Annotated in this window: 23 protein-coding genes; 16 read left to right on the forward strand and 7 right to left on the reverse strand. The window is 38.1% G+C overall.

The genetic code is table 11. The features are described 5' to 3' along the window. The first annotated feature begins 221 nt into the window (after positions 1-221). Both J8L70_RS02320 and J8L70_RS02325 read left to right on the forward strand, forming a co-directional pair. The gene (locus tag J8L70_RS02320; RefSeq protein ID WP_211053857.1) at positions 222-2,273 is read left to right on the forward strand and encodes a TonB-dependent receptor; all 2,052 of its coding nucleotides are present in this window, start codon (positions 222-224) and stop codon (positions 2,271-2,273) included. 118 nt (positions 2,274-2,391) lie between these two features. Then, positions 2,392-4,911 (forward strand): zinc-dependent metalloprotease, encoded by a 2,520-nt coding sequence (locus J8L70_RS02325; protein ID WP_211053858.1) that lies wholly within the window; start codon positions 2,392-2,394, stop codon positions 4,909-4,911. A 57-nt stretch (positions 4,912-4,968) separates the two neighbouring features. Here J8L70_RS02325 and J8L70_RS02330 read toward each other — a convergent pair whose 3' ends face one another. After that, positions 4,969-5,217: a hypothetical protein gene (locus tag J8L70_RS02330; RefSeq protein WP_211053859.1), complete on the reverse strand. Its 249-nt coding sequence runs from the start codon at positions 5,215-5,217 to the stop codon at positions 4,969-4,971. Positions 5,218-5,463: 246 nt separating this feature from the next. Further along, complete coding sequence (locus J8L70_RS02335; protein WP_211053860.1) at positions 5,464-5,913, reverse strand: MarR family winged helix-turn-helix transcriptional regulator; 450 nt, start codon at positions 5,911-5,913, stop codon at positions 5,464-5,466. A gap of 158 nt (positions 5,914-6,071) precedes the next feature. Here J8L70_RS02335 and J8L70_RS02340 point away from each other — a divergent pair, with 158 nt between their 5' ends. Further along, positions 6,072-6,809, forward strand: a complete 738-nt coding sequence (locus J8L70_RS02340; protein WP_211053861.1) for a DUF1499 domain-containing protein — start codon at positions 6,072-6,074, stop codon at positions 6,807-6,809. A gap of 33 nt (positions 6,810-6,842) precedes the next feature. On the opposite strand, the gene J8L70_RS02345 is transcribed toward J8L70_RS02340, so the two are convergent. Together J8L70_RS02345 and J8L70_RS02350 are read right to left on the reverse strand one after the other, a co-directional pair. After that, entirely contained in the window at positions 6,843-7,856 is a 1,014-nt protein-coding gene (locus tag J8L70_RS02345) for a 3',5'-cyclic-nucleotide phosphodiesterase (protein ID WP_211053862.1), read from the reverse strand. A gap of 68 nt (positions 7,857-7,924) precedes the next feature. Beyond that, complete coding sequence (locus tag J8L70_RS02350) at positions 7,925-8,812, reverse strand: alpha/beta fold hydrolase (RefSeq protein ID WP_211053863.1); 888 nt, start codon at positions 8,810-8,812, stop codon at positions 7,925-7,927. Between the two features lie 359 nt (positions 8,813-9,171). Here J8L70_RS02350 and J8L70_RS02355 point away from each other — a divergent pair, with 359 nt between their 5' ends. From J8L70_RS02355 to J8L70_RS02370, 4 genes are all read left to right on the forward strand, one after another. Further along, positions 9,172-9,480 carry a hypothetical protein gene (locus J8L70_RS02355; RefSeq protein ID WP_211053864.1) on the forward strand — a complete coding sequence of 103 codons (309 nt, stop codon included), beginning with the start codon at positions 9,172-9,174 and terminating at the stop codon, positions 9,478-9,480. Positions 9,481-9,747: 267 nt separating this feature from the next. Further along, complete coding sequence (locus tag J8L70_RS02360; protein WP_211053865.1) at positions 9,748-10,599, forward strand: alpha/beta fold hydrolase; 852 nt, start codon at positions 9,748-9,750, stop codon at positions 10,597-10,599. A 2-nt stretch (positions 10,600-10,601) separates the two neighbouring features. Next, positions 10,602-11,159: a DUF2975 domain-containing protein gene (locus J8L70_RS02365; protein WP_211053866.1), complete on the forward strand. Its 558-nt coding sequence runs from the start codon at positions 10,602-10,604 to the stop codon at positions 11,157-11,159. Then, positions 11,160-11,372 (forward strand): helix-turn-helix transcriptional regulator, encoded by a 213-nt coding sequence (locus J8L70_RS02370; protein WP_211053867.1) that lies wholly within the window; start codon positions 11,160-11,162, stop codon positions 11,370-11,372. 99 nt (positions 11,373-11,471) lie between these two features. Here the strand turns inward: J8L70_RS02370 and J8L70_RS02375 are convergent, their stop codons facing one another. Next, positions 11,472-11,744, reverse strand: a complete 273-nt coding sequence (locus tag J8L70_RS02375; protein ID WP_211053868.1) for a hypothetical protein — start codon at positions 11,742-11,744, stop codon at positions 11,472-11,474. A 244-nt stretch (positions 11,745-11,988) separates the two neighbouring features. Here J8L70_RS02375 and J8L70_RS02380 point away from each other — a divergent pair, with 244 nt between their 5' ends. Together J8L70_RS02380 and J8L70_RS02385 are read left to right on the forward strand one after the other, a co-directional pair. Next, positions 11,989-12,741, forward strand: coding sequence for a hypothetical protein (locus tag J8L70_RS02380; RefSeq protein ID WP_211053869.1), 753 nt, complete (start codon positions 11,989-11,991; stop codon positions 12,739-12,741). A gap of 44 nt (positions 12,742-12,785) precedes the next feature. After that, complete coding sequence (locus tag J8L70_RS02385; RefSeq protein WP_211053870.1) at positions 12,786-13,700, forward strand: surface lipoprotein assembly modifier; 915 nt, start codon at positions 12,786-12,788, stop codon at positions 13,698-13,700. Here J8L70_RS02385 and J8L70_RS02390 read toward each other — a convergent pair. After that, the gene (locus tag J8L70_RS02390) at positions 13,684-14,985 is read right to left on the reverse strand and encodes a S8 family serine peptidase (RefSeq protein WP_211053871.1); all 1,302 of its coding nucleotides are present in this window, start codon (positions 14,983-14,985) and stop codon (positions 13,684-13,686) included. The genes J8L70_RS02385 and J8L70_RS02390 overlap by 17 nt on opposite strands. Positions 14,986-15,103: 118 nt before the next feature. Between J8L70_RS02390 and J8L70_RS02395 the strand changes: the two genes are divergently transcribed. The 4 genes from J8L70_RS02395 (at position 15,104) to J8L70_RS02410 (ending at position 18,107) form a co-directional block, all read left to right on the forward strand. After that, positions 15,104-15,595, forward strand: coding sequence for an RNA polymerase sigma factor (locus J8L70_RS02395; RefSeq protein WP_211053872.1), 492 nt, complete (start codon positions 15,104-15,106; stop codon positions 15,593-15,595). Further along, a complete protein-coding gene (locus J8L70_RS02400; RefSeq protein WP_211053873.1) occupies positions 15,592-16,290 on the forward strand; it encodes a DVU3141 family protein in 699 nt (232 codons plus the stop codon). The genes J8L70_RS02395 and J8L70_RS02400 overlap by 4 nt, the downstream gene beginning before the upstream one ends. Before the next feature lie 12 nt (positions 16,291-16,302). After that, complete coding sequence (locus J8L70_RS02405; RefSeq protein ID WP_211053874.1) at positions 16,303-16,827, forward strand: hypothetical protein; 525 nt, start codon at positions 16,303-16,305, stop codon at positions 16,825-16,827. Between the two features lie 131 nt (positions 16,828-16,958). After that, the gene (locus J8L70_RS02410; RefSeq protein ID WP_211053997.1) at positions 16,959-18,107 is read left to right on the forward strand and encodes a hypothetical protein; all 1,149 of its coding nucleotides are present in this window, start codon (positions 16,959-16,961) and stop codon (positions 18,105-18,107) included. Between the two features lie 66 nt (positions 18,108-18,173). Here J8L70_RS02410 and J8L70_RS02415 read toward each other — a convergent pair whose 3' ends face one another. Then, complete coding sequence (locus tag J8L70_RS02415; RefSeq protein ID WP_211053875.1) at positions 18,174-19,931, reverse strand: GGDEF domain-containing protein; 1,758 nt, start codon at positions 19,929-19,931, stop codon at positions 18,174-18,176. A gap of 383 nt (positions 19,932-20,314) precedes the next feature. Here J8L70_RS02415 and J8L70_RS02420 point away from each other — a divergent pair, with 383 nt between their 5' ends. The 3 genes from J8L70_RS02420 to J8L70_RS02430 all read left to right on the forward strand — a co-directional run bounded on the left by J8L70_RS02420 (position 20,315) and on the right by J8L70_RS02430 (position 24,754). Then, the gene (locus J8L70_RS02420; protein WP_211053876.1) at positions 20,315-20,719 is read left to right on the forward strand and encodes a hypothetical protein; all 405 of its coding nucleotides are present in this window, start codon (positions 20,315-20,317) and stop codon (positions 20,717-20,719) included. A gap of 295 nt (positions 20,720-21,014) precedes the next feature. Beyond that, complete coding sequence (locus J8L70_RS02425; RefSeq protein WP_211053877.1) at positions 21,015-22,424, forward strand: glycerophosphodiester phosphodiesterase; 1,410 nt, start codon at positions 21,015-21,017, stop codon at positions 22,422-22,424. Between the two features lie 11 nt (positions 22,425-22,435). Further along, positions 22,436-24,754, forward strand: a complete 2,319-nt coding sequence (locus J8L70_RS02430; RefSeq protein WP_211053878.1) for a carboxypeptidase regulatory-like domain-containing protein — start codon at positions 22,436-22,438, stop codon at positions 24,752-24,754. Positions 24,755-24,960 lie beyond the last annotated feature (206 nt).

Below are 24,960 nucleotides of genomic sequence, written 5' to 3' on the forward strand. Positions count from 1 at the left end.
GATAATAAACACTCTGTCAGCGGCTTAATGCAGCTTAAAGAATCACATGTGATTACATTAACATTTGAAAATGAGAATAGGAGTAGGCAAATTAGCAAACATTCCGCAATTTATATGCAAAGAATAAGTACAGTTTTTTTGCTCGCTAAATGAGACAATTAATTGCCCCCAAGTTTTAGACTTGCTACTTTATGAAAGTTAATTAATTTATAAGGAATACCATGCATTTATCTTTTTTTATCCCTTTGGTACTAAGCATAAATGCAGTACATGCAAAGCCCCAACAAAGTATGGAGCGCATCACAACAACCGCAGCTCGCACTACCGTTAATTCAACCCCTTTACCTGTGGTTGTTAGTAGTATTGAGCAAGCACAGTTGGATTTAATTGCCCCAACACATATCGAACAAGTGCTTAAACAGGTAGCCGGTGCCAATGTACAACACGGCAATGGTCAAGAATACTTACCAGCATTACGCTCTTCTGTGCTCTCTGGTGCGGGCGCGTGCGGTGCGATATTAACCGCCGAAGATGGTATTCCTTTACGCGCAGCTGGGTTTTGTAATATTAACGAGCTGTTTGAAGCACATAGCGAAATGGCGCAACGTATAGAAGTATTAAAAGGTCCAGGCTCTGCTTTGTATGGCTCAAATGCAATGCATGGTGTTATCAACGTAATAACCCCCGACACCACATACAACGAACATCAACTAGGGCTTGAGTTAGGTTCTTACGGCTATAGTCGCGTAAAAGTAAGAACCGGTAAAGATATGGGCAACCAAGGAATTGGTCTCAATGCCAGTATTACTAACGATACCGGCTATCGCGATGACGAAAGCGTAAAGCAACAAAAACTCAATCTTCGCCATCGCTACAATCAGCAAAACTTCACTTTAAATTCTGGCCTGACTTATACCAATTTAGATCAAAAAACGGCAGGTTTTATTACTGGATACCAAAGTTATAAAAATAGCGAAACAGCACAAGCAAACTTTGATCCTAATGCATTTCGTAAAGCTCAATCGTTTAGGGTGTGGTCAAAAGCAGTATGGCAAACCGATAAAAGCACACTAACAATAACCCCTTACGCACGCAGTCAAAAAATGACGTTTTTTAAACATTTTTTACCTGGCACACCGCTTGAAGAAAACAGCCAAAACGGAATAGGGATGCAATCGCTGTGGCACTATAATTACACCACCGACATTGCCTTAAATATAGGGTTAGATAGCGAATACACCCGCGCCGATTTTTTGCAGTACCAAAATGAGCCCACCGAAGGGTCGGATTTTTTAGTGGCAACCGTCCCCCAAGGTAAACATTACGATTACGACGTTAATAGCATATTATTAGCCCCTTTTATGAGCATTGATTGGCAGTGGCAAAAACTTAAATTAAGTGTAGGTGCCCGATTTGAGCAGCTCAATTATCAATACACAAACAATATGCTAACAGGGCGTACTAAAGAAGACGGTACGCAATGCAGCTTTGGCGGCTGTCGATACTCGCGCCCACCTAGCGGTGATAACAAATTTAGTAATTTATCACCCAAATTTGGCCTAAGTTATAAAATAAATAACGCCCATTATGTGTATGCAAATGCATCGCAAGGCTATCGAGCACCGCAAGCAAGTGAACTATATCAACTACAACGTGAGCAAAGTGTTGCTGATTTAAACCCTGAAACCGCCAATAACCTAGAGCTAGGCTTTAAAGGCAAATTTAAACAACTAAATTACGTACTAAGTGCTTATTCAATGAAAAAGGACAACGTTATCTTTCGCGATAGTGATTTTTTTACCATAAACGATGCTAAAACCGAGCACCAAGGTATTGAACTAGAAATAAACTACCCGCTAACCCAGTCACTACAATTCGCGCTCAGTGCCACCCATGCCAATCACCGCTACCGTTACAATCAAATATTGTCGGGCATTAACATTAATGGCAACATGATAGACACCGCACCAAAAAATATTGCCAATATGCAACTTAACTGGCAACCAACAGATAACGCCACTCTCGCCCTAGAATGGCACCATGTTAGTCAATACTTTACCGATGCAGAAAATAGCCACAATTATGCCGGCCATAACCTATTAAACCTGCGCGCAGCGTGGCAATTAAATAACCGGTTTACATTAAGTGCGCGAATAAACAATGTCGCTAACACGGCTTATGCAGATCGTGCCGATTACACCAGTTTTACCGGTGATCGTTACTTTCCCGGTAAACCCCGTAATATCGTTTTAGCAGCTAATTATCACTGGTAAAAAATATAATTTGTTGCTAAATATCTCTTTTTATCGCTAAAAAACCCAAATTTAACGCTTAAATCACTTTAATTACATGTGTTCAGATACACTTTAAAAAAAAATAAATGGAACTAACATGAAATTACCCGCTTTAAGCATTGCACTGAGCCTTGCACTCATTAATATGAGTGCATATGCCGCAGATAAAAACGATACAAAAAAAACAAAAACATTAAGCCAAATATTAGAAAATAAAACTGAATTTGCAGGTCTTTTTAATCTTTATCAAGATGACAAAACCGGTAAGCACACCCTGGTGATTACACAATCACAACTAAACACCCCGTTTGTTTATTTTGCTCATACTGTTGATGGTGTTACTGATGCAGGACACTACAGAGGCTCTTACAGAGAAACAAAATTAATCGAATTTAGAAAGTACTTTGACCGCATTGATATAATAAGTAAAACACCACGCTATCAGTTCGATAGCAACAGTGCTATGGCAAAATCGGCTAATGCCAATATTAGTGAAGCGGTGCTTGCCAGTATAAAAATAGAAAAAGAAGAAGAAGGAAAGATAGCCTTTAATGTCGATAAACTCTTTTTAAGTGAAGCCCTACATAAAGTAACACCTTGGAATAACCCAAATGATAAAAACGCAAAAAAGCGTTTTAAGTTAGGTAAATTAAACGATAAAAAATCACGTATTATAAAACATCGTCCTTATCCAAATAACTTAGATGTTGTTGTTGATTATGTCTTTAGTAACAGCAACCCAAGTGTAAGGGGTTCTAAAGCACTTAGTGACCCTCGTAATGTATCTATAAAATTACAACATTCATTTGTAGCACTGCCCAATAATAATTACAAACCTCGCTTAGATGATGCTCGTATCGGTTATTTTACAAACCAATTTGATCAAATGTTATCAACCGACTGGGCACCTTACACAGATGTTATTAAGCGTTGGGATTTACAAAAACAAGATCCAACCGCCGCTTTGTCTGCGCCAATAAAACCGATTACTTGGTGGATAGAAAACACAACACCAGTACAGTGGCGCGATACTATAAAAAATGCGGTTTTAACCTGGAATACCTCTTTTGAAAAAATTGGCTTTAAAAATGCCATCGAAGTAAAAATTCAGCCTGATGATGCTACATGGGATGCGGGTGACATAAACTATAATGTTTTGCGTTGGACTTCTTCACCTAAACCGCCTTTTGGTGGATATGGCCCTGCTTTAGCTAACCCGCTCACAGGTGAAATACTCGGCTCAGATATTATGCTTGAGTTTGTATTTATGAAAAATCGCTGGTTTTACGACAGCTTTTATACCCAAGGTAATACACCTAGTAGCGACGCGCAGAGCCACAGCCACAACGATGCATTAAATTGCTCGCTAGGGCATGAAATTCAACAAAATATAATGTTAGCAAAAGGCCTTGCGACAGGTGCCAGCATTACCGATAAAGAAATGCTACGCCAAGGACTCACCCAATTAGTACTTCATGAAGTAGGCCATACTCTTGGCTTAAATCATAATATGAAATCGTCTATTTTATGGAACGAAAAAGACGTTCACGATAAAAATAAAACTCAAGGTATAGTCACAGGTTCAGTCATGGATTATGCCCCAGCGAATATAGCGCCTGTAGGGATGAAACAAGGTGATATTTTCCAAACAAAACCTGGCCCTTACGATGATTGGGCAATAAATTATGGTTACAGCACACCTTTAGATAACGATAGTGAAGAGCAAACAAGACTTAATAAAATTTTAGCCCGTTCAAGCGAGCACTCACTGGCCTTTGGTAATGATGCAGACGATATGCGATCTCCTGGACGTCATATCGATCCGCGTATAATGATTGGCGATTTATCATCAAATCCTGCTGCGTATGGCGCTGATAGAATGGCACTGATTAATCATTTGTTTAGTCAATTAAAAGACAATGCCACTGTAGCTGGTGAGTCTTATCAGCAGTTGGTTACCACAACAAACAGCTTATTTGGCCAGTATCGTACTCAGGCAGGTATTGTGGCCCGACAAATAGGAGGGGTATACGTAGAGCGTGCTGTTGTTGGTGACAAAAATGCAGATAAACCATTTACTCCAGTACCAGCAGAGCGACAAAGAGAGGCGATGAACATTCTTTCAAGCTATGTATTTGCGCCTAACGTGTTACAAAATATGCAGCCTTTATATAACTACTTGCAAGCACAGCGCAGAGGGTTTGATCACTTTGGTAAAAACGAAGATCCAAAACCCCATAAAATGATTTTAGGTATGCAAAAATCAGTGCTAGCACACTTACTACACCCTGCTGTTATGTTACGTATTTCTGATTCAGCTATTTATGGTAATGAATACAGCCTGACCGAGTTTATGGAGAAGTTAACAGCAAGTATTTTTGTTGCCGATGCGAATGCAAATTCAATCAGTCATAACTTACAAATTGAATATGTAAATAGACTTATTGCAATATCAGGGTTAGAAAGAGCGAGTAAATACGATAACTTAGCTAAAACAGCCGCACTTTATCAACTCACTCAAATAGCCGATAAAAGTACTCCTTGGCTAGCCGATGACGCTGTAAAAGCGCACCATAAATACATTATGCATTTAATAAATAAAGCGTTTAACGCCTAATTATAAAATGTCACTAAAAAGGCCACGATTAACGTGGCCTTTTGTTATGGTAAAAATTTAGTGTCGCTTTTTTGCCCCTTTACGCACTAAGTCTTTACCATTATCAAATACAAACTGGGTGACCCAGCGTCCTAGTAAAAGCTGATGGTTATTATCAAGGACCGCCACAAACGGTTTACCATTACTATTATTGGTTGCAAGGGCTACACCCGTTACGTTATCAAGCCCTAAACCGCCACTATCAACTAATAGTAAAAAGGCTTCTAATTCTTCTAGGGTATCAATAATATCGTTATCGTTAATCATAAGTACGCTCTGTTAAACTTTTATTCCTGCATAATAACAGTTTTAAAATTATCGATATAGAAGCACAACAACAAACGCCCCTTATTGCAACTTTTTTGTAATAGTTGAACAAATGCTTAAGGCGGACGTTATTGGTAAGGAGGGTTAAAGTGAATGTCTGCGTAACGGTGTAAAAAAGCTCGGTGAAAAATAGACACGAAAAAATACCCTATCTATTTTACATCAAGCTTTTAATTTTAGGATGGATCATTTTTTCATTCTTTTTTCAGGCATTCGCCCACCTAATGAGTCCCTTAACATTTCACTAAGCTCAGCCAAGGCCGTTGTATTTTCAATGCCTATATTTTGCTCTATATATTCGTCTACACTTTGCCATACTTGGCTTATATCATTAACTAGGTTATGCCCTTTTGAGCTTAAGCGAAGCAAATTACGTTTTGCATTTTTTGCATCCTTCTGGCTTTTAATTAAATTTAACGCAATTAAACGAGAGGTCATGGTACTCATACTTGCTGGAGTAATATTAAATTCGCGAGCAAGTTCAACCTGAGAAATATTCCCCATTAAATTTATAGTTTTAATAACTCGAGCTTGATTAGGCGTTAAACCAAATGGCAGTAATTTAACTCTTAAATACTCTTGAATTAAATCAGCCGAATGCAACAGTAAATGAAATTTATATTTTTGCTCCCCCATAGTTAGCATGCTAACATAGCGGTAGTTTTTAACCCGTTTGAATTTAAAGTTTGTTCAAATATAGTCATAACTTTTACCTCATTTTAATAAAGTTATATTTATTAAAAGCGGCGATTAATTGAAACCGCTTAGTTACATTAGTATAAAAGGACAGAATAATGAATCAACCCTCTTCTCGTACAGGAACGCTATTATTTTTTACTAGCATTGTGGCTGTATTAGTTATTTTTACTATGATGTTTGGCGCTCGTTTAGGTTTTTGGCCACCTATTGTTGGCTTTGGTTATATTAGAAACTACCTTAACCCTATCGCTTACACCCTTTTTAGCTTTAGTGTGCTTGGGCTTATATATAATTTAAAAAATAAAAATCGAAAGGGGATTCTTAAAACTGTATTCGCAACTTTTATCGGTTTAGCTCTTTTATCGCCAACATTATATAGCTTGGTAAAACCAAAAAAACGCGCACCGGCTATTCACGATATAACGACCAATACACTTAACCCACCGCTATTTTTGGTTCTTGATGACTCTCGCCCTGGTGCAAAAAACTCTTTAGTGTATAGCGGTGAAGAAACAGCTAAAATCCAACAACAAGCATACCCTGATATTGCGCCCATTTTAACAAATCTTAGCTCTATAGAGTCGTTTAACAAAGCACTTAAAATTGCAAAAGATAAAGGATGGGATATTGTGATAGAAGATCCAAAAAACCTGCGATTTGAAGCAACAGCAAAAACAAAAATATTTGCCTTTGAAGATGATATCGTCGTTGTTATTACACCTTTAATACGTCAAAGCCGTATTGATATTCGCAGCGTATCAAGAGTAGGACGTAGTGATCAAGGCGCAAACGCAGCCCGAATAAAAGATTTTATTACTACTTTTAATCTGTAACTTTGTATTTTTTCAAAGGGTGTTTTTTTAGTGCTAATTAAACACCCAGCGCTGCCCTTGCTCTGGAATAATAAACGTTATTTGCATATCATTTTGCTCAGTAAGCTGGTTTAAAATAGTGTTTTCTATAGCAGTACTCTTTGCTTGTAAAGCATATTTAATATGACTAATGATCACCGATAAACCTGCTAACGACCCTTTTCCACCCGCTAACATTTCTAATTTATGTAGTTCTTTAATTAAGTGGTGCGGTGTTAAGTGTCCAAACAATAAATGATCAGGCCTATCGTTAGTGTATGAGTTTTCTATAATAATGGCCTTTAATGCCCCAGCTTTAATTTTCTCTGCCGCTTTTTTCCATACGGTTAATAGCGCATCTGTGTTTGAAATGCTATCAGGTGCCGTATCACCAAAACATAACACGCTCGCATTGTTACTGTTAATTAGAAATGCAGTCGATGGCTGTGTATGGCTTAAAGGAAATGCGGTGACCGTCATATTCGTATTTGTTAATTCGCGCGTCATTAATGGCTTTAAGGTGACATACTTATATTTATTTAGCACCGGTGGCGTGCCTGAATCTGCAAAATTAACCCACGACTTCCAATTAAAGTGAGTGTTTTTTATCGTGGCAATTGTAGCGGGTAAACCATAAATAGGTTTAGCTGAGTCATCGGGAGATGCAATGATTAAACCGGCTATATGATCTAAATGAGCATGACTAATTAAATACCCTTTTATATGCTCAGTTAAAACATAACCTACCTTGTTTAAAGGCGACGACTTAGGTACCACTATATTATCAAACACCCCTTTTTCATTGGCAATGCGTAATCCATTTACGAGGGTGCCAGCATCACATAAAACGGCACGTTCATCCCCTACTGGGCTAATCATAAACGAAGTTAAGTTACCGTCTTCAATACCGCCTTTAGCACCTAAAACAGTAATATTAAAACCACTTTTAGGTGCACTAGCGTCCGATTGGGGAATATAAAATCCCGATAAAAATAATGCAATAACACTACACACTAAACAATTTTTCATTATTAGCTACACCCGGTAAATGAGGGGATTAATTTATACATACAACGTAAACAAGGTAAAACAAAAAACTACTTGACCTGCTCAGACAAATAATAAGTTGTTATCCCTAGTAACTCATCAGCCGCTGTTTGTGTTTGTTTATCATTTTCGCTTAATACATTAAAAATATGGTTTGCATTTTTTATCACATATAAAGATGATTGCGCTTGCTTGGCCCCTTTAATCAATGCCACTGAATTTTGCCAAGGTACCGTTTTATCTGCCTGTGCGGCAATAGCTAAAAGCTTCCCTTTATAGTTTGCCATATCGGTTAAACTACTATTAGCAGCAACTTGCTCAAACCACGATTTATCAAACTTTAATGGCTGCGATAACCATGGGTATTTTATTTCGGCATATCCGTTATCAATCGCTTGTTGATAATATTGATCAAAAAAAGCTTTAAAACTGCTTACCCCATTGCCTGCAACACTCGACCAAGTCACCATAGATACTAACGGGATCTGGGTTGTTGTAGCACTAAGTTGGGCAATTAATCCCCCTTGGCTAAACCCCACTAAATGTACATTTTTATTATTAATATCGCTGCGTGATTTAATAAATTGATAAACCGAAACGACATCGCTTACTGCACTTTTTAAATTGTACTTACGGTAATCAACATCACTCTCCCCCGACCCTATAAAATCAAACCTAACAGAGGCAATACCTTGCGCAGCGAGTCGCTGTGCTAATTTTACATAAAGGTCACCCACTTCATTTTTTTGCGAAGCGGTACCATGCAACATAATAACAATGGGTAATTTTTGGTTTTTACTATGCTGTGGTAGCGTTAAAATGGCAGGGATTTTATGGTTTTCACCCGGTATTAATAATTTATTACTTTTCGCTGCGTAGACATTAAAACTGGCAATTAAAGTACTAAGCAGTATTAATAAAATGTTTAATATTTTCATTTGGCTCTTATTATTATAAATGCATAAAACGAATATTTATAATACAACGACCCTGACTAAATAGTAAAAATAAACCACATTAAATTACACTTTCATTATCTTCATTTATTATTCGTTAGTCTTAGCATTGTTGCTTAGTACTAAGCTTAGGTATAATGCTGGCTTATTACTGTATTTATTAAGGTGTGTAGGACAAGCAATTAGTTACTTGTAGCTATATATATAGCTAGATAAAAGGCGCAAAAACGTTAAACTAAACCCGCTAGGTCTCAACATCGATTAATGATGACACCGCCTCCACATTACACAAATTTTAATCCTGAAAAATCAACAGGCCCTAACCCCAAGTTGGACTAAAAATGAAAAAACTTTCCGCTGTGCAAGTAAAGCAACAAGCACTTGTGCTTAATATTGCCGATAAATTAGAAGCACAAGCAATAGCCGAAATCCCCGGCATGCTGCAATGCTGGTTTGATGTTGAATACCACTTGTTTCCAGGCTCTTTATTATTGTGTTTTCAGTTCGAAAACGAACAAGCATTAGCAGCAGCAAATCCCGACTTATTAAAATGGCAAAAACGCTTAAGTGCAGCATTAATGAAAAAAGGGGTCGTGTTAAAAAATATGCGTAAGCATTTAATATTTACTTTAAAAGGTCCCGAAGACTAAACCTACCTTACCAATACCCCTTAGTACTATGTGCTCTTTTGGCACATAGTACTTAACAGCTTTCACTATGGCGTTTATTGTTACGCTTTTCATCGCTCTGCCAGCACATAAATATCAACTAAAGGCTTTAAAAACAATGGCTTAAAATGTGTTTCATTTCGTTTAAATTAAAGGGTAGCAATAACAAGTTATCGTTTATCGGTAATTTATTATTGTTTTATATTCACCCTTATGGCATGTTAGTGTTTTAATTTAATGGATATAGATATGAAACCCTTATTAACTTTAGCTATATTAGTGATGTTATTGCTAAGCCAAACTGCTTGTACCACTATTAATTTAAAAGAATCACATTTTATAAGACCCGATAAAAATATTAACCTCAGTGCACTCACCCAAATTAACCACTCAGCACAAATAATACCGGTCGACATTAAAGCACACGATGGTGCTATATTACGCGGCACATTTATAAGTATTGATAATGCCAAAGCCACCGTTATATATTTTGGTGGTAACGAATTTACAATTCATCGTCACGGTGCAGAGCCCGCAGAAATTTTACTCGGCTTACAGGTTAATGTATTAATGGTTGACCATCGTGGTTATGGGCAAAGTGAAGGCATTCCAACGATTAAAAATATAAAGCAGGATGCGCTGAGCATTTATGATTTTGCCAGCCAAAATAAAACTATCAGCAATACCCCCATTATTTTACATGGCCACTCTTTAGGCAGCATGATTGCAGGCTACACAGCGACAAAGCGTCCGATTAGTGCACTTGTATTAGAGGGCAGTGTCACTAATGTAAGTAACATGATGAGCGAACTTATTCCTTGGTATGCAAAACCATTTGTAACCGTAACTTATTCTGATGAATTAACGGCCATCAACAATCTAACGGTTGTAAAGCAATACCAAGCACCATTATTAATAATGACCGGTGAAAACGATAAACAAACACCGAGTTCGTTAGCAAAGATTTTATACACAAATTCAAACTCAAAACAAAAACAGCTCTATATCGCCAAAAATAAGCATCATGGTAATGCATTAAAAGGCGATAAACTAAACGAAAAATATGCTGTATTATTATCTCAAATAACTAAAAGTAACTAACAATGAAAAAAATAACCTACATGAGTAACCTCATTTTAGCTTTGCTAATACTTGGTTTAGCGATCACCTTAATAAGTGCAACGATGGTAATACTCAGTAATACGCCACTTCTAAGTTACAACAGTGCAAGTGGGACAAACATGTGGATTGGCCTTGAAGTAAGTGGTTCATGGCAACACGCAGCACAGCGACTTAGTAGCAATAATTACAACCCTATTTTGTGGTTAGGCATAATGCAAATACTGCCTTTAATCTGTATTAATTGTATTTTAATTCGTTTATTTAGATTGTATCAGCAAGGGGTATTTTTTAGTGTTAAAAATAGCCAATGCTTTTCATGGTTAGGCGCTATTTTAGTGTTTCAGTTTGTCATGGTCGCTATCGCTCCAGCATTGGTGTTTACGATAATCACAGCGATAGATGGCATTGAGCTCAAGCGTGTAGTTTCAATTAGCGATACCGATATAATTAGCCTAATTGCAGGGTTAATTATTTTCGTTATTGGTTGGATTATGAAACAAGCACACCAATTACAGCAAGAACAAGCGCTGGTGATCTAAATGCCTATAATAATTGATTTAGATGTCATGCTCGCTAAACGAAAAATGAAATCAAGTGAACTGGCACAAGCTATTGGCATCACGGCTCAAAACCTATCGGTGCTTAAAGCTGGGCGTGCTAAAGCAGTTCGGTTTTCAACGTTAAATGCCATATGTCAGCATTTAGAGTGTCAACCAGGTGATATACTTCGCTTTGTTGACGAGCAGGCATAAAGTACCATTTATTTTTATCACACCTAGCAAGGTGGGTGTTTTGCTAGGTGTGATAACACCGTTTAATAAGAGTATTCAAAAAGCGTTTAGTCATGCCTGTTAGCATGCTTTAGAGTCATCATCTGCTGGGTCGCCGCTTTCATCTTCTTTTTTTATTTGTACCTGTTTTATTTTCTCAAGCTTTTTTACTTCTTCACCAGGTATCGGAAATAATGAAATAAGTGGAAAAAACGCTAAAAAAATAAATGCTCCCTTCGACATCTTTTTTGCCAAAAAAATCATTTTAAACATACCTAAAAATACAAATATAAAAGCAACAACAACGAATACAATCGCCACATACTTTGCATCAACGCCCACTAATAAATCCATTTTAACAACGTTTAAAACACCCATATAAATATTAATTGTGGTAATTTATTTAAAATCAAGCCGTTACTTTTTAATCATTAATACAAGCTCATATTTATAAGGTTTACATATCCGTCCCCAATAAAAATTAACCCAACTAAAACAAAAATTTAAAAAAACATGATTATTCTTTAATTTTTTTGGAATAAATCACATTCCCGCTCGTTACCTTTATGTCAATTCGCACAAACGAGAGGAAAATAGAATGACTAAACTAAACAAAACATTAATTGCAATGTGTATCGCAACAACAACAGGTTTTACCGCTTCCATTTATGCAGCAGAAATCGAAGTCGGTATTTCAACAGATCAACAAGTATCAGCACAGCTACAAACTAGCTCAGTACAAACCTCAAGTAATATTCAAGTGTCTAGCTCTGTTTTAACCCCAACAACTGATACAGAAGATACCGATGCTCAGGCAAGTACTGATACTGAAATAGCAGCATCTACCGAAACTGATATTGAACAAAATGACTCTGCCACGGCTTTAAACACTATCAATAGTGCCACAGACACAGTAAGCCAAGCCTCTTCAGCTCTTACAGATACACTCGATAACGTCAGCACCGATGCCACAGAACTGGCCGTAAATACCGTGCAAAGCATCTCAACCACTGAGGTTGTGAGCCAGATAAGTGAACCGGTCAATGCACTCCTACAAACGCAACTTAATGCCGCAAATGCAGTCACTACAGAGCTTAACTCAACCGCTAACAATACAGTACAAAGCAACGTGGCAGACAATGTACTGCAAGGTACTACCGAGTTAGTACAAAGCAACGTCGCAGACAGTGTACTGCAAGGTACTACCGAGTTAGTACAAAGCAGTGTTGAGCAAAATGTAAACTCAGTTATCTCAAGTAGTGTCAGCCAACAAGTGGCCGATCAAGTAACCGCCTCAACCACAACCGAAGTGGTAAACAATATTCAAAACAACCTTGGTTTAGGACTTTAAACCGCACAGAGCCGGGTAAATACCCGGCCTCCTTTGGAGGGATCATGAAACTATTTTTTAAACTAAGTTTGATCAGCGCTTTTTCAACCAGTTGTTATACACTAGCGTTGCAATCAGACTACAGCGCTGTGGCTGAAGTAGGTTTAACCAACAATTCTGATTTGGCTATTAAAGAGCTCGATGTCATTTCGTCGCAAAGTGATAGCGGCAATACGCTATCACTGGCTCTGAGTTCAAATATAAAGTTTAGCGATACATTTAAAATCACCCCAAGCTATAGATATGAAAAAGTAAACTACCAAACGTTAGATCAATATGACCTTACCCTGCATCAATATGGTGTAGATAGTAATGTAAAACGAGGTAATACAGATTTCGGTATTCGCTACGATGGGGCAACAGCAAAAGTCGCCAACGAGACATTTTTACGCTTAAACCAAGCGAGCCTTTATGCTGGTCACTTTATTTCTGCAACAACCTACATTCGTGCTTCACTTAACACCGCGTCTAAAACATTTTTAACGCAACCTGCGCGAGACTCTAACAATGTTGGGGTTAATTCAAGCCTGTACTACTTTATGAATCAAGGGAACACCTTGCTTTTAATTGGCGCAAAAATAGAAAAAGAACAAGCTGAAGACTCGCAATACGACTTCAAAGGGTATGGCATAAATACCAAATTAAGCCATAAGTTTACGGCCCTTAACTTATCAAACGAAGCCGGTATAGGCTGGAGCTATAACAATAAAGATTACCATGAAACCAACCCTGCCTCTTTTACAGAACCCACACTATCACGAGATGAAAAACGTAATGTATTCAATGCATTTTGGCAACTTAATGTGATTGACTCGATCAGCATTGTCGCAGAAGCCGAATATGGCGATTACTCTTCTAAAACATCAAGTAATACTTATACTCAAAGTGTCACCAGTCTCTCGCTTAAGGCTGAATTTTAAGCGAGCGTATGATCCCATAACCAAATACAGGGTCTTTACCGGGTTGACCGGCATCTACAGCACGTTGCACCAGCTGAGTAAAAATCTGTTGCGGTGTTTTTCCTTCAACGGCTAAGCACGCCGCAGCCGCACTAATATATGGTGCAGCCATCGACGTTCCCGACTCTCGCCCAGTACCACCGGCGCCATTTAATGTTAATACATTCACCCCTGGTGCAGAAAAGTCGATATGTTCCCCTTTATTCGACCAACGGTACACGGTATTTAAGTGACCCACTGCACTGACAGCGATGACATTATTATATGCTGCCGGATACAGAGGGAGTGCAGCAGGTCCTGCATTTCCTGCAGCACCAACCAGAGTTATTTTTTTCGCGTGAGCGGTTTTAATAGCCGCAGCTAAAATAGCATTATTTGGGCCGGTAAAACTCATATTAATAACGGGTACATTTTCTGCCACCAACCAATTTAACGCTTGAACAATAGCAATCAGCGTTGCCCCTTGTGAAAAATCTGATTGACGATGAAAAACCGCCGCACTATACAAGGTTGCTTTGTTTAACAATGGAGTAAGTAAGCCCTCTTTCCCTACCATCACCCCTGCTACAGCAGTGCCGTGTAAACTAGGCGACTCTATAGTTTCAGGCAAAAATGACTGCACTTTTATTGTGGTATGAGCAAACCCCGAATGCGCTACAGCAACGGCACTATCAATCATTCCCACGCTCACCGCTTGATCACACAATGGCATATGCTTGCCTTGTGAGTCTGACACGCCCATGCCCGACTGTGCTTGGTAAATATGATTTCGGCCAATTAACGCATCTTCAGATAACGATAAGAGTTTAAGTAGCTGTACTTTAGAGTCATACTTTTCAGGCACCACAAAACGCAATAAAATTAAATTTAGCGCGTCATACGATGTTCGAGTTAAAATCGTTGCGCCAATTTTATCTAATGTCAGTTGATGTTTTTGATCTGCTAATATTATCCATTCACGCTCAATAGCTCTAAAGCCTTGCTCCACTTCAACTTCAACAAACACCGTTTGTTTTGCCCTATTTAGCACATTTAAAGTAGGCGGTAATGCAGCTAAAGTTTGGCTAGCTTGCTCTAGTAATTCCAGCTCTTGCAATGACGTACCTAGCGTCTCTACATGCCGCTTAACCTCAACAATCGGAATTTCAACCTGTTGAATTATAGGTCTAATGGGTTTTATTAATTCAGCATCGGCAGTGTGGGCCAAGCCAACTAATAAGCAGAAAAAAACATATTTCATATTCATGTTAAGGTGTCTTTTTAAAAGTGAGCAATATCGTTATAACGTTTTAGCTAAAAATAAATTGCAATTATTTTGGAATAAAATGCAATGCAACACGTTACCTCACTAAGGAGAAAATAATATGACTAATACCATAACACAGTTATTACCGGCATTAAGGCGTTTTGCATACTCATTAACCGGGAATCAAGCCGATGCGGATGACGTAGTACAAATAACCATAGAAAAACTGCTAGTAAAAGGGCTACCCGATAATATAGAGCCATTAAAATGGGCGTTTAAAGTATGCAGAAATGTATGGATTGATGAGTATCGTTCGCAAAAAGTAAGGCAAAAATCTGTAAACGATCCCCAACTTCACGAAGCTGCAAGCAACGATGAGCAAAATAATTTAGCCGATACCCAAACTCTTCAACGAGTGAACAATGCGCTCACATCATTACCCAACGAACAACGAGAAATTGTTTCTTTAGTGGCAGTGCAAGGGATGGCATATAAAGATGTAGCTAGCATACTCGATATTCCCGTTGGTACTGTTATGAGTAAATTATCTCGTGCTCGCAGTGCCCTTTATCAACTCATTAAGCCCGATTTTAGCAAGGAGAACGCATGATGATTGATGATAAAACACTCAATGCATTTTTAGATAATGAGTTGAGCGAAACGCAAATGGAACAAGTTCGCCATGCTATAGCTCAGCAAGAAGATTTGGCCCTGCGTCTTGCCGAATTAAGCGAAGTCGACATGTTAGTAAAACAACATGCACAACATATTGATAATCTGCCTCTGAGTCACTCATTAGCAAACACAATCAATAACTTACCAAACAGCAACGTTGTTGAAATTTCACGCTGGCAAAAACTAAAAACATCGAGCAAAAAACAGCTTGCCATAGCCGCCAGTGTTGCTATTGCCTGTACAGTGAGTTTGGTCAGTTATATGCAGCAAGAACAGCTGCAATTAGACAGCCGAATAGTACAAGTGCTGGAGAAACAATTAAGTGGTGATAAAGCCAATATTGATCAGTCATTAGCCGTTACAGCAAATTTAAGCTTCATTAATAATAACGGTGAGTTTTGCCGCCAATACACTGTGTTTAAAGCAAAAACACAACAAGCTATGATTGCCTGTAAACAGCAAAAAAAATGGCAAATGAATGCACAAGGCCCGCTAATAAATCATAACCAGCAGTCGTATAGCATGGCAAGCCATGATGCACAGTTAGATAACTATATCGATGAAACACTGAAAGGGCAGCCGCTTGATCGCAGCCAAGAGCAACATGCCCGAAGCAGCAACTGGCAATAACAAGGAGAACTTATGCAATATTTAATGATTACAATATTAATTTTAACGTTAACTGCGTGTGCCAACAGCCACAATTCAAACTCCAGTGTGCGTGGCTACAGTGAGCAACAACTTGCACCAGATCAATTTGCACTAAGCTATAAAAGTAGCCGGCTATCAAAACAAAAGGTGCACGACTTTACCTTGCTAAAAGCGGCACACCTCACCACCTTGCACGGCTACGACTGGTTTGTTATAACTCAACAGAAAACCGAAATAACGACGCCAAGCGAATCGTTCGCAACAACCCATAGTTCGGCCTCACAGACAACTCGTTGTGGGCTATTATCATGTTCAACACACACATCCCCTTCTTATCCCACTGCGTCCGCTTCAATACAAAGGCAGCAAATAAGTTATTATATAAATATAAAAATGGGTACGGGCATTCAACCCAACGCAAAAACTCATAATGCCTATGAAATACAGCAAAAAGAATCAGCCACACAATATCTGAACCAGATTTGTCCTAATGATACAAGGATGTATAACAACTGATTTGGTCAGGAAGACGAGTTATAAATGTTACAAAGCAACCAAAAAACTAAAATTAACTTTTTTCATTTGCCGATAATTTAAAAGCGTTGAATAATGAGGGTTCATCAATGGCAATAATAATTTGGACTCTCATGATCAAAGCATTACTCACTACAGGCTTAATCGCTTCATCATTCACAGCAATGAGCCTCCCCCTAACCGTAGAAGAACAACGAATTAGCAAAGCTCAAGAGGCTATGCCAAATGTGTTAAACACGTTTTCAGCTCAAGTAAATTCGTTTGAACAAAAATTTAAAGCCTTAAGCACTTTTAAAGAAGCAAAAAACTTAGTGCAAAGCTATAGCTTTGAGCTGTGGGAAAGTGGCAAACAACAAATAACAAGCAGTCAATCGTACGACGACCGAGCACTTTATTGGACCCGTTTACTGTCAAGTAAAGTAATACGTACACACTCACCTCAATTCGCTATCACCGAAGCGCAGATAAACACCCTGCTTACCTTGCTTGAAAACGGCAGTCGCGGTCGCACCGACTTAAACTATTCAAGTGGTGCCGATAAAAAGATTTTACTCACCGGATTCGACCCGTTCTTACTCGACCGAAATATAAATCAAAGTAATCCTTCGGGTATTGCGGCTCTTCTACTTGATGGCCAAGTCATAAATTACAATGGAGTGAGCGCAGAAATAAACACGGTTATGGTACCGGTGCGCTACGAAGACTTTGATCAAGGTATAATCGAGTCACTGCTTGCACCTTATTATGCACTTAACAATGTAGACATGATTGTGACTGTAAGCATGGGTAGAACAGAGTTTGATCTAGAGCATTTTCCGGGCAAACGTCGCAGTGTAACCGCCCCTGATAACGCCAATATTGTATACGGTGGCACACAAACCAGTCCTGTTATCCCTAAACTCAATGGTCGTCCACTGCCTGGTAACGAATTTGTTAAATTTAGCCTGCCAGTAAGCGACATGCAAAAAGCAAAAGGCGATTACAAAGTGATCGATAACCACGAAGTCACCACGATTGAAAAAACGTATAAAGCGGGCTCGTATGGCGAACTTAAAAATAGTATTGCGGTAAATGGAGGCGGTGGCGGTTATTTATCTAACGAAATATCGTATCGTAGTATTCGTCTGCGCGATGAGCTAAATTCAAGTATTCCTACCGGGCATATTCACACCCCACGTATACAGCAATTTGAGCCCGAAACCGAAGCTAAAATAGTAAAACAAATAAAAGCCATGTTAGAGAAAAGCTTAGTAGCACTGTAGTTAAATACATAAAATGCATGCATAAAAAAAGGGCAAACTATTGCCCTTTTTTTATGCATGGTTCGCTTAGCGATAATTACTAAACTGGGTACACACTTTATTTTTACCATGTTTTTTTGAATCATATAAAGCGCTATCAGAAACCTCAAATAGCTCTTCAAAGTCATACCCAACATGCTCAGAACTTGCCACACCAAAGCTTGCTGTTAATGAAAATACCTGACCCTGCGACTTATTGGTTAATTCAATTTCGTGTCGGCATCGCTCTGCTATTTCAATCGCTTGTTCAAGATTACAGTCTGACATAATAATACCAAACTCTTCGCCCCCTAAACGCCCAATAAAGTCGCCTTTTCTACAACCTGCTTGCACCGCTAAAATAGCTGTTTTCAGGGCGATATCACCCATTTTATGACCATAACTGTCGTTTATCTTTTTAAAGTCATCTAAATCAAAAATAACTAAACTAACCGGAATTTCTTTTGCAGATAACGACTCTAAAATTTTAACTGCTTTTTTTGTAAAAAAGTGACGATTAGCAATACCAGTAAGGCTATCCTTTTGAGATATTCTTTCTAACTCTAGGTAATGGCTACGTTTTTTATATAACCATAAAACCACAAATAAAAATAAAATAAACAAGCCTAAAAAAAGTAACTTACGTTTATTACTTTCTTCGTAAGAAAGCCGAGCTTTGGCCCTTAATAACGAATTTTCGGCATCTAGTAAGTCAATTTGATTCGATTTTAATAGGTTATCTTGTTGCGCTTTATGAATGCTCAAACGTTTAGCATTCATACTCGAAAGATTTAATGATTTAGCCTTAGCGTAAGACTTATATAATACTAAGGCTTGCTCATAAAATTGTTCGGCTTCAGCTATTTTATACAGTACTTCATAAGCATCTATATCCGATATTACTGCATAATCAGCGCCTTTATCTTCATTAATAACTTTATATGCGTACTCTTTTGCTTTGTCGTATTCTTTACGTAAAAAGTACACTTTACTTAAAAGCGCATAAAACTCCTCAAGTATAGGTGCATAGTTAGTACTTTCTACATCGCTACGCTGCTGTAACAGCACCGATAATGCGTCCTCTGTTTTACCTTGATCATAAAGATAAATAGCATGATGGGTATTAATCGCATTTATCGCGATAGGCTCTTCAGCTGTTTTACAAAAAGTTAACGCTCGCTCGAAAGATGATTCAGATAACGATTCATTTTTAGTCGAGACCAAAGCCACAATAAGTTGCATGTTTAACAAACAGGTAAAACGTGTCGAATATTGACCATTTACTATCGAGTTTGCATAACTAATAACTGTTTCTTTTTCATCTATAGAATTGTAAAAGTTAATAATCGCATTATGACCCTGCTCTTTTGTTTCGCTATCATCAACTTGTTCAATATTCTCGGTTAAAAAATCCATGGCTTCAAATGCTGCAACCCAATTTTGAGTTGCAGCATTAATGGCTGCCAAAGCAGAATAAGCTTTAAACCTTAAATTAAAAGAATAAGAAGGGCTGGTTAAATCATTAAAAGCAGGCACAGAGGCGGCAATATCACCCATAACAAGCTTAAGGTAAGCATGTGTGTAGTCATATAGCTCTTGATCATCTTTGGAGAGTGTAGACTTATCGACCGTATCAAATAATTGAGCGGCTTGTTGTGGTTTTGAGCTACGTAATTTATATGCTTGCGCAAGTGCATCGTTACTAGCAGCATGCACCACAGGCAAAGAGCTTGTAGTTACCAATAGCAATAACAAAAATACAATCCGTTGAATTAAACTAATGACTTCGCCCCGTTCCTTCGCCAAAAAAACTCTATTTTTTAATATATTAAAAATTACTTAACCGTATACTAGCAAACTAAAACCATATCTTTTTACTATAAAATATTCATTTTATAAGTAAAGTGTTATTAATACATTTTAGATAGTTTTATATACAAAAAAGTCCTTTTTTCGTATTTTTTTTAACCTTAAAAACCGCAAAATAAGACATCATTGTTGTGATAGCCCTAAAACGATTCTTTTTTTACCAAAAAAACTCTGTACTTTGTTAGCCCGTATTAGACTAAAGTCTATAGCTTAATTAAATTCATCTATTAGGTTTTTTTATATCGTTTGTGGGTTTTAAGTGATTACTCTAAAGTTCAGTTGTCGGCAACAAGCACGGCTAACTTAATAGGAACATAATCATGAAATCACTTATCAAAACTATCGCAATAAGCGCTTTATTAACATCTTCGGCTGCTGCAGTAGCGGACCAAAGTGACTACAAATTAATGGTTATTGAAGCGCAAACTGCGCCAGAGCCTCTTGAGCAGTCGTTTAATAGCTGTGCATTAAACGTTAAATCAAAAAATTACGCTCAAGCAGAAGCCATTTGTACTAAAGCCATTGCTTTATTACAAGAAGCAGACGCACCGGCATCTAAAGTACGCCAGCTTACTAGCTTCGCACTTAGCAACCGTGGTGTAGCACGTTTAAAATCTCAAAAAGATACCGCTGGTTTAGCTGATTTATACGAAGCAAAACAGCTTTCTAATAGCCGCTATGTTACGCACAATTTAACACGTGCTAAAGAAGACTTATCACTATAAGTTTTTACTAAAACAAAATACATAAACACCCTTGATTAGTTTACCTAGTCGAGGGTGTTGTCATTTAAGGCATTGGTTTTTACCGTATTACTACAGCCGCGTACATAAATATTTATCCTCGTTTGTCACCACTTACTTTCACAATTAATTTATTAATAACTTAGCCGTAAAATTAAAATAGGCCGCTTTATTTAAAGTAATTACTTTAATAACGCCTTTATTCATATATGATTATGCTAGTTACACTTCTTTATGATCTTAATTTAGAAAGGAAAGCCTTTTGGCTGTATAAGAAATGATAAAAATGCTCCCTAAAAAGCCGTGGTTACTTATTAGTATATTATTTAGCAGTTTAATTTTAACCGCATGTAATAGCACACCAGAGACAAGCAAACAAAACGAATTAACAACACCACAAAAAAATGCGATAAAAGCAAAGCAAGGTGCGCTCAATGCCCGGGGTTTTTATGAAACCCAATTAGGCAATATTAATTACACCCACGCTCGCCAATGCAGTAACTTTGAACTACAAAGTCATCGTGGTTCTATCCGTTACCCCGAAAACTCAATCAGTGCAGTCATTGATGCTATCGACAATAACGTAGATGTTATTGAAATAGATGTTCGGATTACTCGTGACGATGTATGGGTTGTACATCACGATGCCCGCACAGGACGAGAAACCGGCACCATCGATAATAAACGCCGTAAAATTGAGTCAATAAAGTACGAAAAAGAATGGGGCTACTTACGCCACCGTAATCAAAATACGGGGTTATTAACCGATGATGTACCGCCTTCATTTAGAAAATTAGCCTCGACGTTTTCGCGTTTACGCAAATCAAATCAAAAACTCAACATAGAAATAAAATCAAAAGCATCAAATGATGACTTAAAAATGCTCGACTACCTTGCCTATGAATATGCAGGGCGTGGTAATTATTTTTTTAGTAGCCTAGAAATGCGAAACCTAACGCGTATGCGCGAAATAAACCCCGATATTTATTTAGCATTTATTCAATCGCCTGCCAAAACGTCAATGAACAAACTCGCTAGCGATCTAAAACGCGGCGCAGGTAGCGATCCTATTTATGAGCGTAACAAAGAAGAATTAGAAAGCTTGCAAGCTTTAGGGAATCGTTACCATCGTGAAAAACGCTACGACAGCCCAGTAAAATTAGACTCTTTAGCAAAGCAATTAAAGCGCAATTTTGGATATGTGCTTGATATTCGTCATTATAAACAAAGTGCGGCTCGTTTAAAACCCGCCGCACACGCCCGAGGAATTAAAATTGCCACTTATTCGATCAATGGCCACGACTACCACGAACGCAGTTTATTAGCGCAATCTCATTCTTTGCGCCCTGATTCGGTTATTATAGATGATAGTGTTTACGGCTTTTGCTCAGTGTTTGGGCTCCCCCAAATGCAGCCCTATGATACTGACGAACCTAACGCAAAACTCATTGCCAGTATGCCCATCGATCTCAACTTAGAGCGCCTTAACGAGCTTAATGACTATCACTTAAACCAACTTTATCCTGCGGTAGGTGGTGCGCTTAAATCAACGCAAACAGTGACTTATACACCTAAAGTGCGTACTCAAAAAACAGTGCCAAATTTAGAAATAGGCGCACGTGAGGCTGATGAAGAGTTTAGTTTAGAAACCGAACCAGCCGTTGAATTAGAACTACGTAAAAAATAATAAGAACAACTATGACCCAATTAATAAAACCGTTTTGGTGGCGCTGTTTGCTACTTGTTTTAGCTACTTTATATTTATTACCCGAAGCTATTTTTAATGCTCAGCTAGTATCGCTTGTCGGATTAGGGACACCATCGGCAATAGACCTAGAGCACCTTGAAATTTATGGTCGGGCCGTTTCAGGCGTAGGTGTTGCCCTGTTATTAGCCGATTTTTTACCTAAAACCATGGTGGCAAAATTTGGTCGCGGTATTTTTTCATTAATCGCCCTATTGTGCCTTGTGTGGCCGGTAATCTTTTTTGGTCAAAAGTATGTGATTGAAAAAGCCCTTATCGAACCATCAACATCCGAACAACGTCAATTTGCCACATATAGCGCGGCACTGCGCGATGCACTGGCGATAAACTCAATAAAAGTGAATGGCTTAGATTACAACCCAGCGCAATTACACAGCTCCGAAAATTTAACATTTTTAGCCTTGTTTGGTGGTTTACTTTACAGTGATGCTGCGCTTTCAGATAATCTAGAGCAAGATAAACGTAAAATTATAGCTGCGTTTGTACAAAAAAAAGCATACCAAGATTTTGATAAACATTATAAAAACTACAGCCAGTTGTACGATGAATTAGTTGTAAAATACAAAGCCTATGCTAATGGCAGTAAAAAATATAACAACGCACTTGCCAGCATTGCCGAGCGCGAACAAGGTTATTGGCAACAAGTTGAACAAGAAGTAAATAGCGGCTGGGGTAAATACCAACAAGCACAAAAAGCCCACATAGCCAAAGCGTCAGCAAGGGCACAAAAGTACGGTCCTAAAATTTATGATTATCATAAAAGCATTGCAAAATGTCGTGAGCGTTACGATAAAAGTAGCGAAAAAGACCGTCGTAACCGTTGTTACGAAAGAGAAGCGGCAGATTACCGTAGTACTATTTTAAAAGCAGGTATTGGCTATATTGAGCCCGATTACTGGTTAATAGTAGAAAATATATCAAGCACAGAAAACGCAGCAAACAGCTTATTAATGGGCGTATTAACCGGTGGCATATACACGGCCTTACAAGCAGCAAGCCTTGCTACAGGGGGCGATGGCGGTATAAAAGACAAGCGTTATAAATATACAAGCGACCCCGATCACTACCAGTTACGCTTTTTGCAACACCCTAACTTTCAAAAAATGTTTGTTAGCGAAACTGGCTACCCATTTACGATTGAAAACTTAATGACGTTTCGCTCACATAAAACGACACAAAATAAATTACGTGCCCACTTTGCTAGTAAAGGTTTAACCCTTAAAAGCGATTGGAATATCAATCAACGCCAAGTATTTGCACAAGCCGTATCGGCCAAAGTAACCAAAGAAGCCAACTTACAATGGCAAAATGAAATGCGTAAACGAGGCATGAACTTAAAGCCAAATTTAAGCTGGATTGAATTTCAGTTACACCCGCAAATTCAAGCTAAAATAGCTGAACGAATGGGCGATTTATACGTAAAAAATATTCGCGCCGATTTAAACAAAAAGAATTTTAAAAACCAAGTACTCGATCCAAACATTCAAAAACGTACCGATAAATACCTTGCCATGCTTAATAGCTCCCAAGGTAAATTTGCCGACGGAGGCGAGTATGCACAATACGGTAAACAAGCCTTACGCTCGGTGATCATACCGCCTATTTCAATGTCGTTATCATTATTTTTAATTTGCTTAACCTTTAGCAAATTACCGTTAAAATTGTGGCAATTAATTAAACCCCCGCAAGAAAAACAGTCAACCACAGTGGTATCGGTATTACAAAAATTAATTATGCCGGCAATCATTTTAATTGCGCCAGTATTATTTATTCATAATACCTTTACCGAAGATAAACAAAGCCCCGTAAACTACTTTTTAGATAAAGTAGATGAGTCAAGCAACCCTGTATTTAGTTATGCAATTAGGTGGACTTTGCACGCACAGCCTATGCTACATCCGCTGGGGTTAATGTTTGAAGAAAAACTGCATATTTATGAAAACTTTACACCAATAAGCCACGCTCTTGCCAAAATAGATATATTACGCCATGGCAATACCACTATAAGTAAAGAGCAACAAGCCAAAAGGCAGTACCTAGTTGAACAAAAAACGAAGCTTACTATCAACACAGCTACACCTAATACAACAATACGTATTATGAACATAGGCCCTAAATATCGCCCAGGAATGACATTAAAAGTCGGCTCGTACGATATTCAAATCAGCGCACCTGGCTATAAAACCTATCGCCGCTGGCACCAGCTAGATAGCGGCGAACAAACATTGTCTATTAACTTAAATAAAGCGTGATTAAAGTAGTAAAAACACAGTTACTTAAATAAAGCACCTTGTTTAAAAGTAAATACAAAAACCAATGACCTATGGGGTTAGGTATAACACCTACCCCCATTTTTTATGCTGTCACTTTAGTTAAAGTGGAAAAGTCACCTAATAAATTTATTATGCTAAACATAGGTTTTCACAGGCGCATTATAAATATGGTATTGTTATTGGAA

This window comes from Pseudoalteromonas sp. MMG010 (assembly GCF_018100905.1).
Taxonomy (GTDB): domain Bacteria; phylum Pseudomonadota; class Gammaproteobacteria; order Enterobacterales; family Alteromonadaceae; genus Pseudoalteromonas.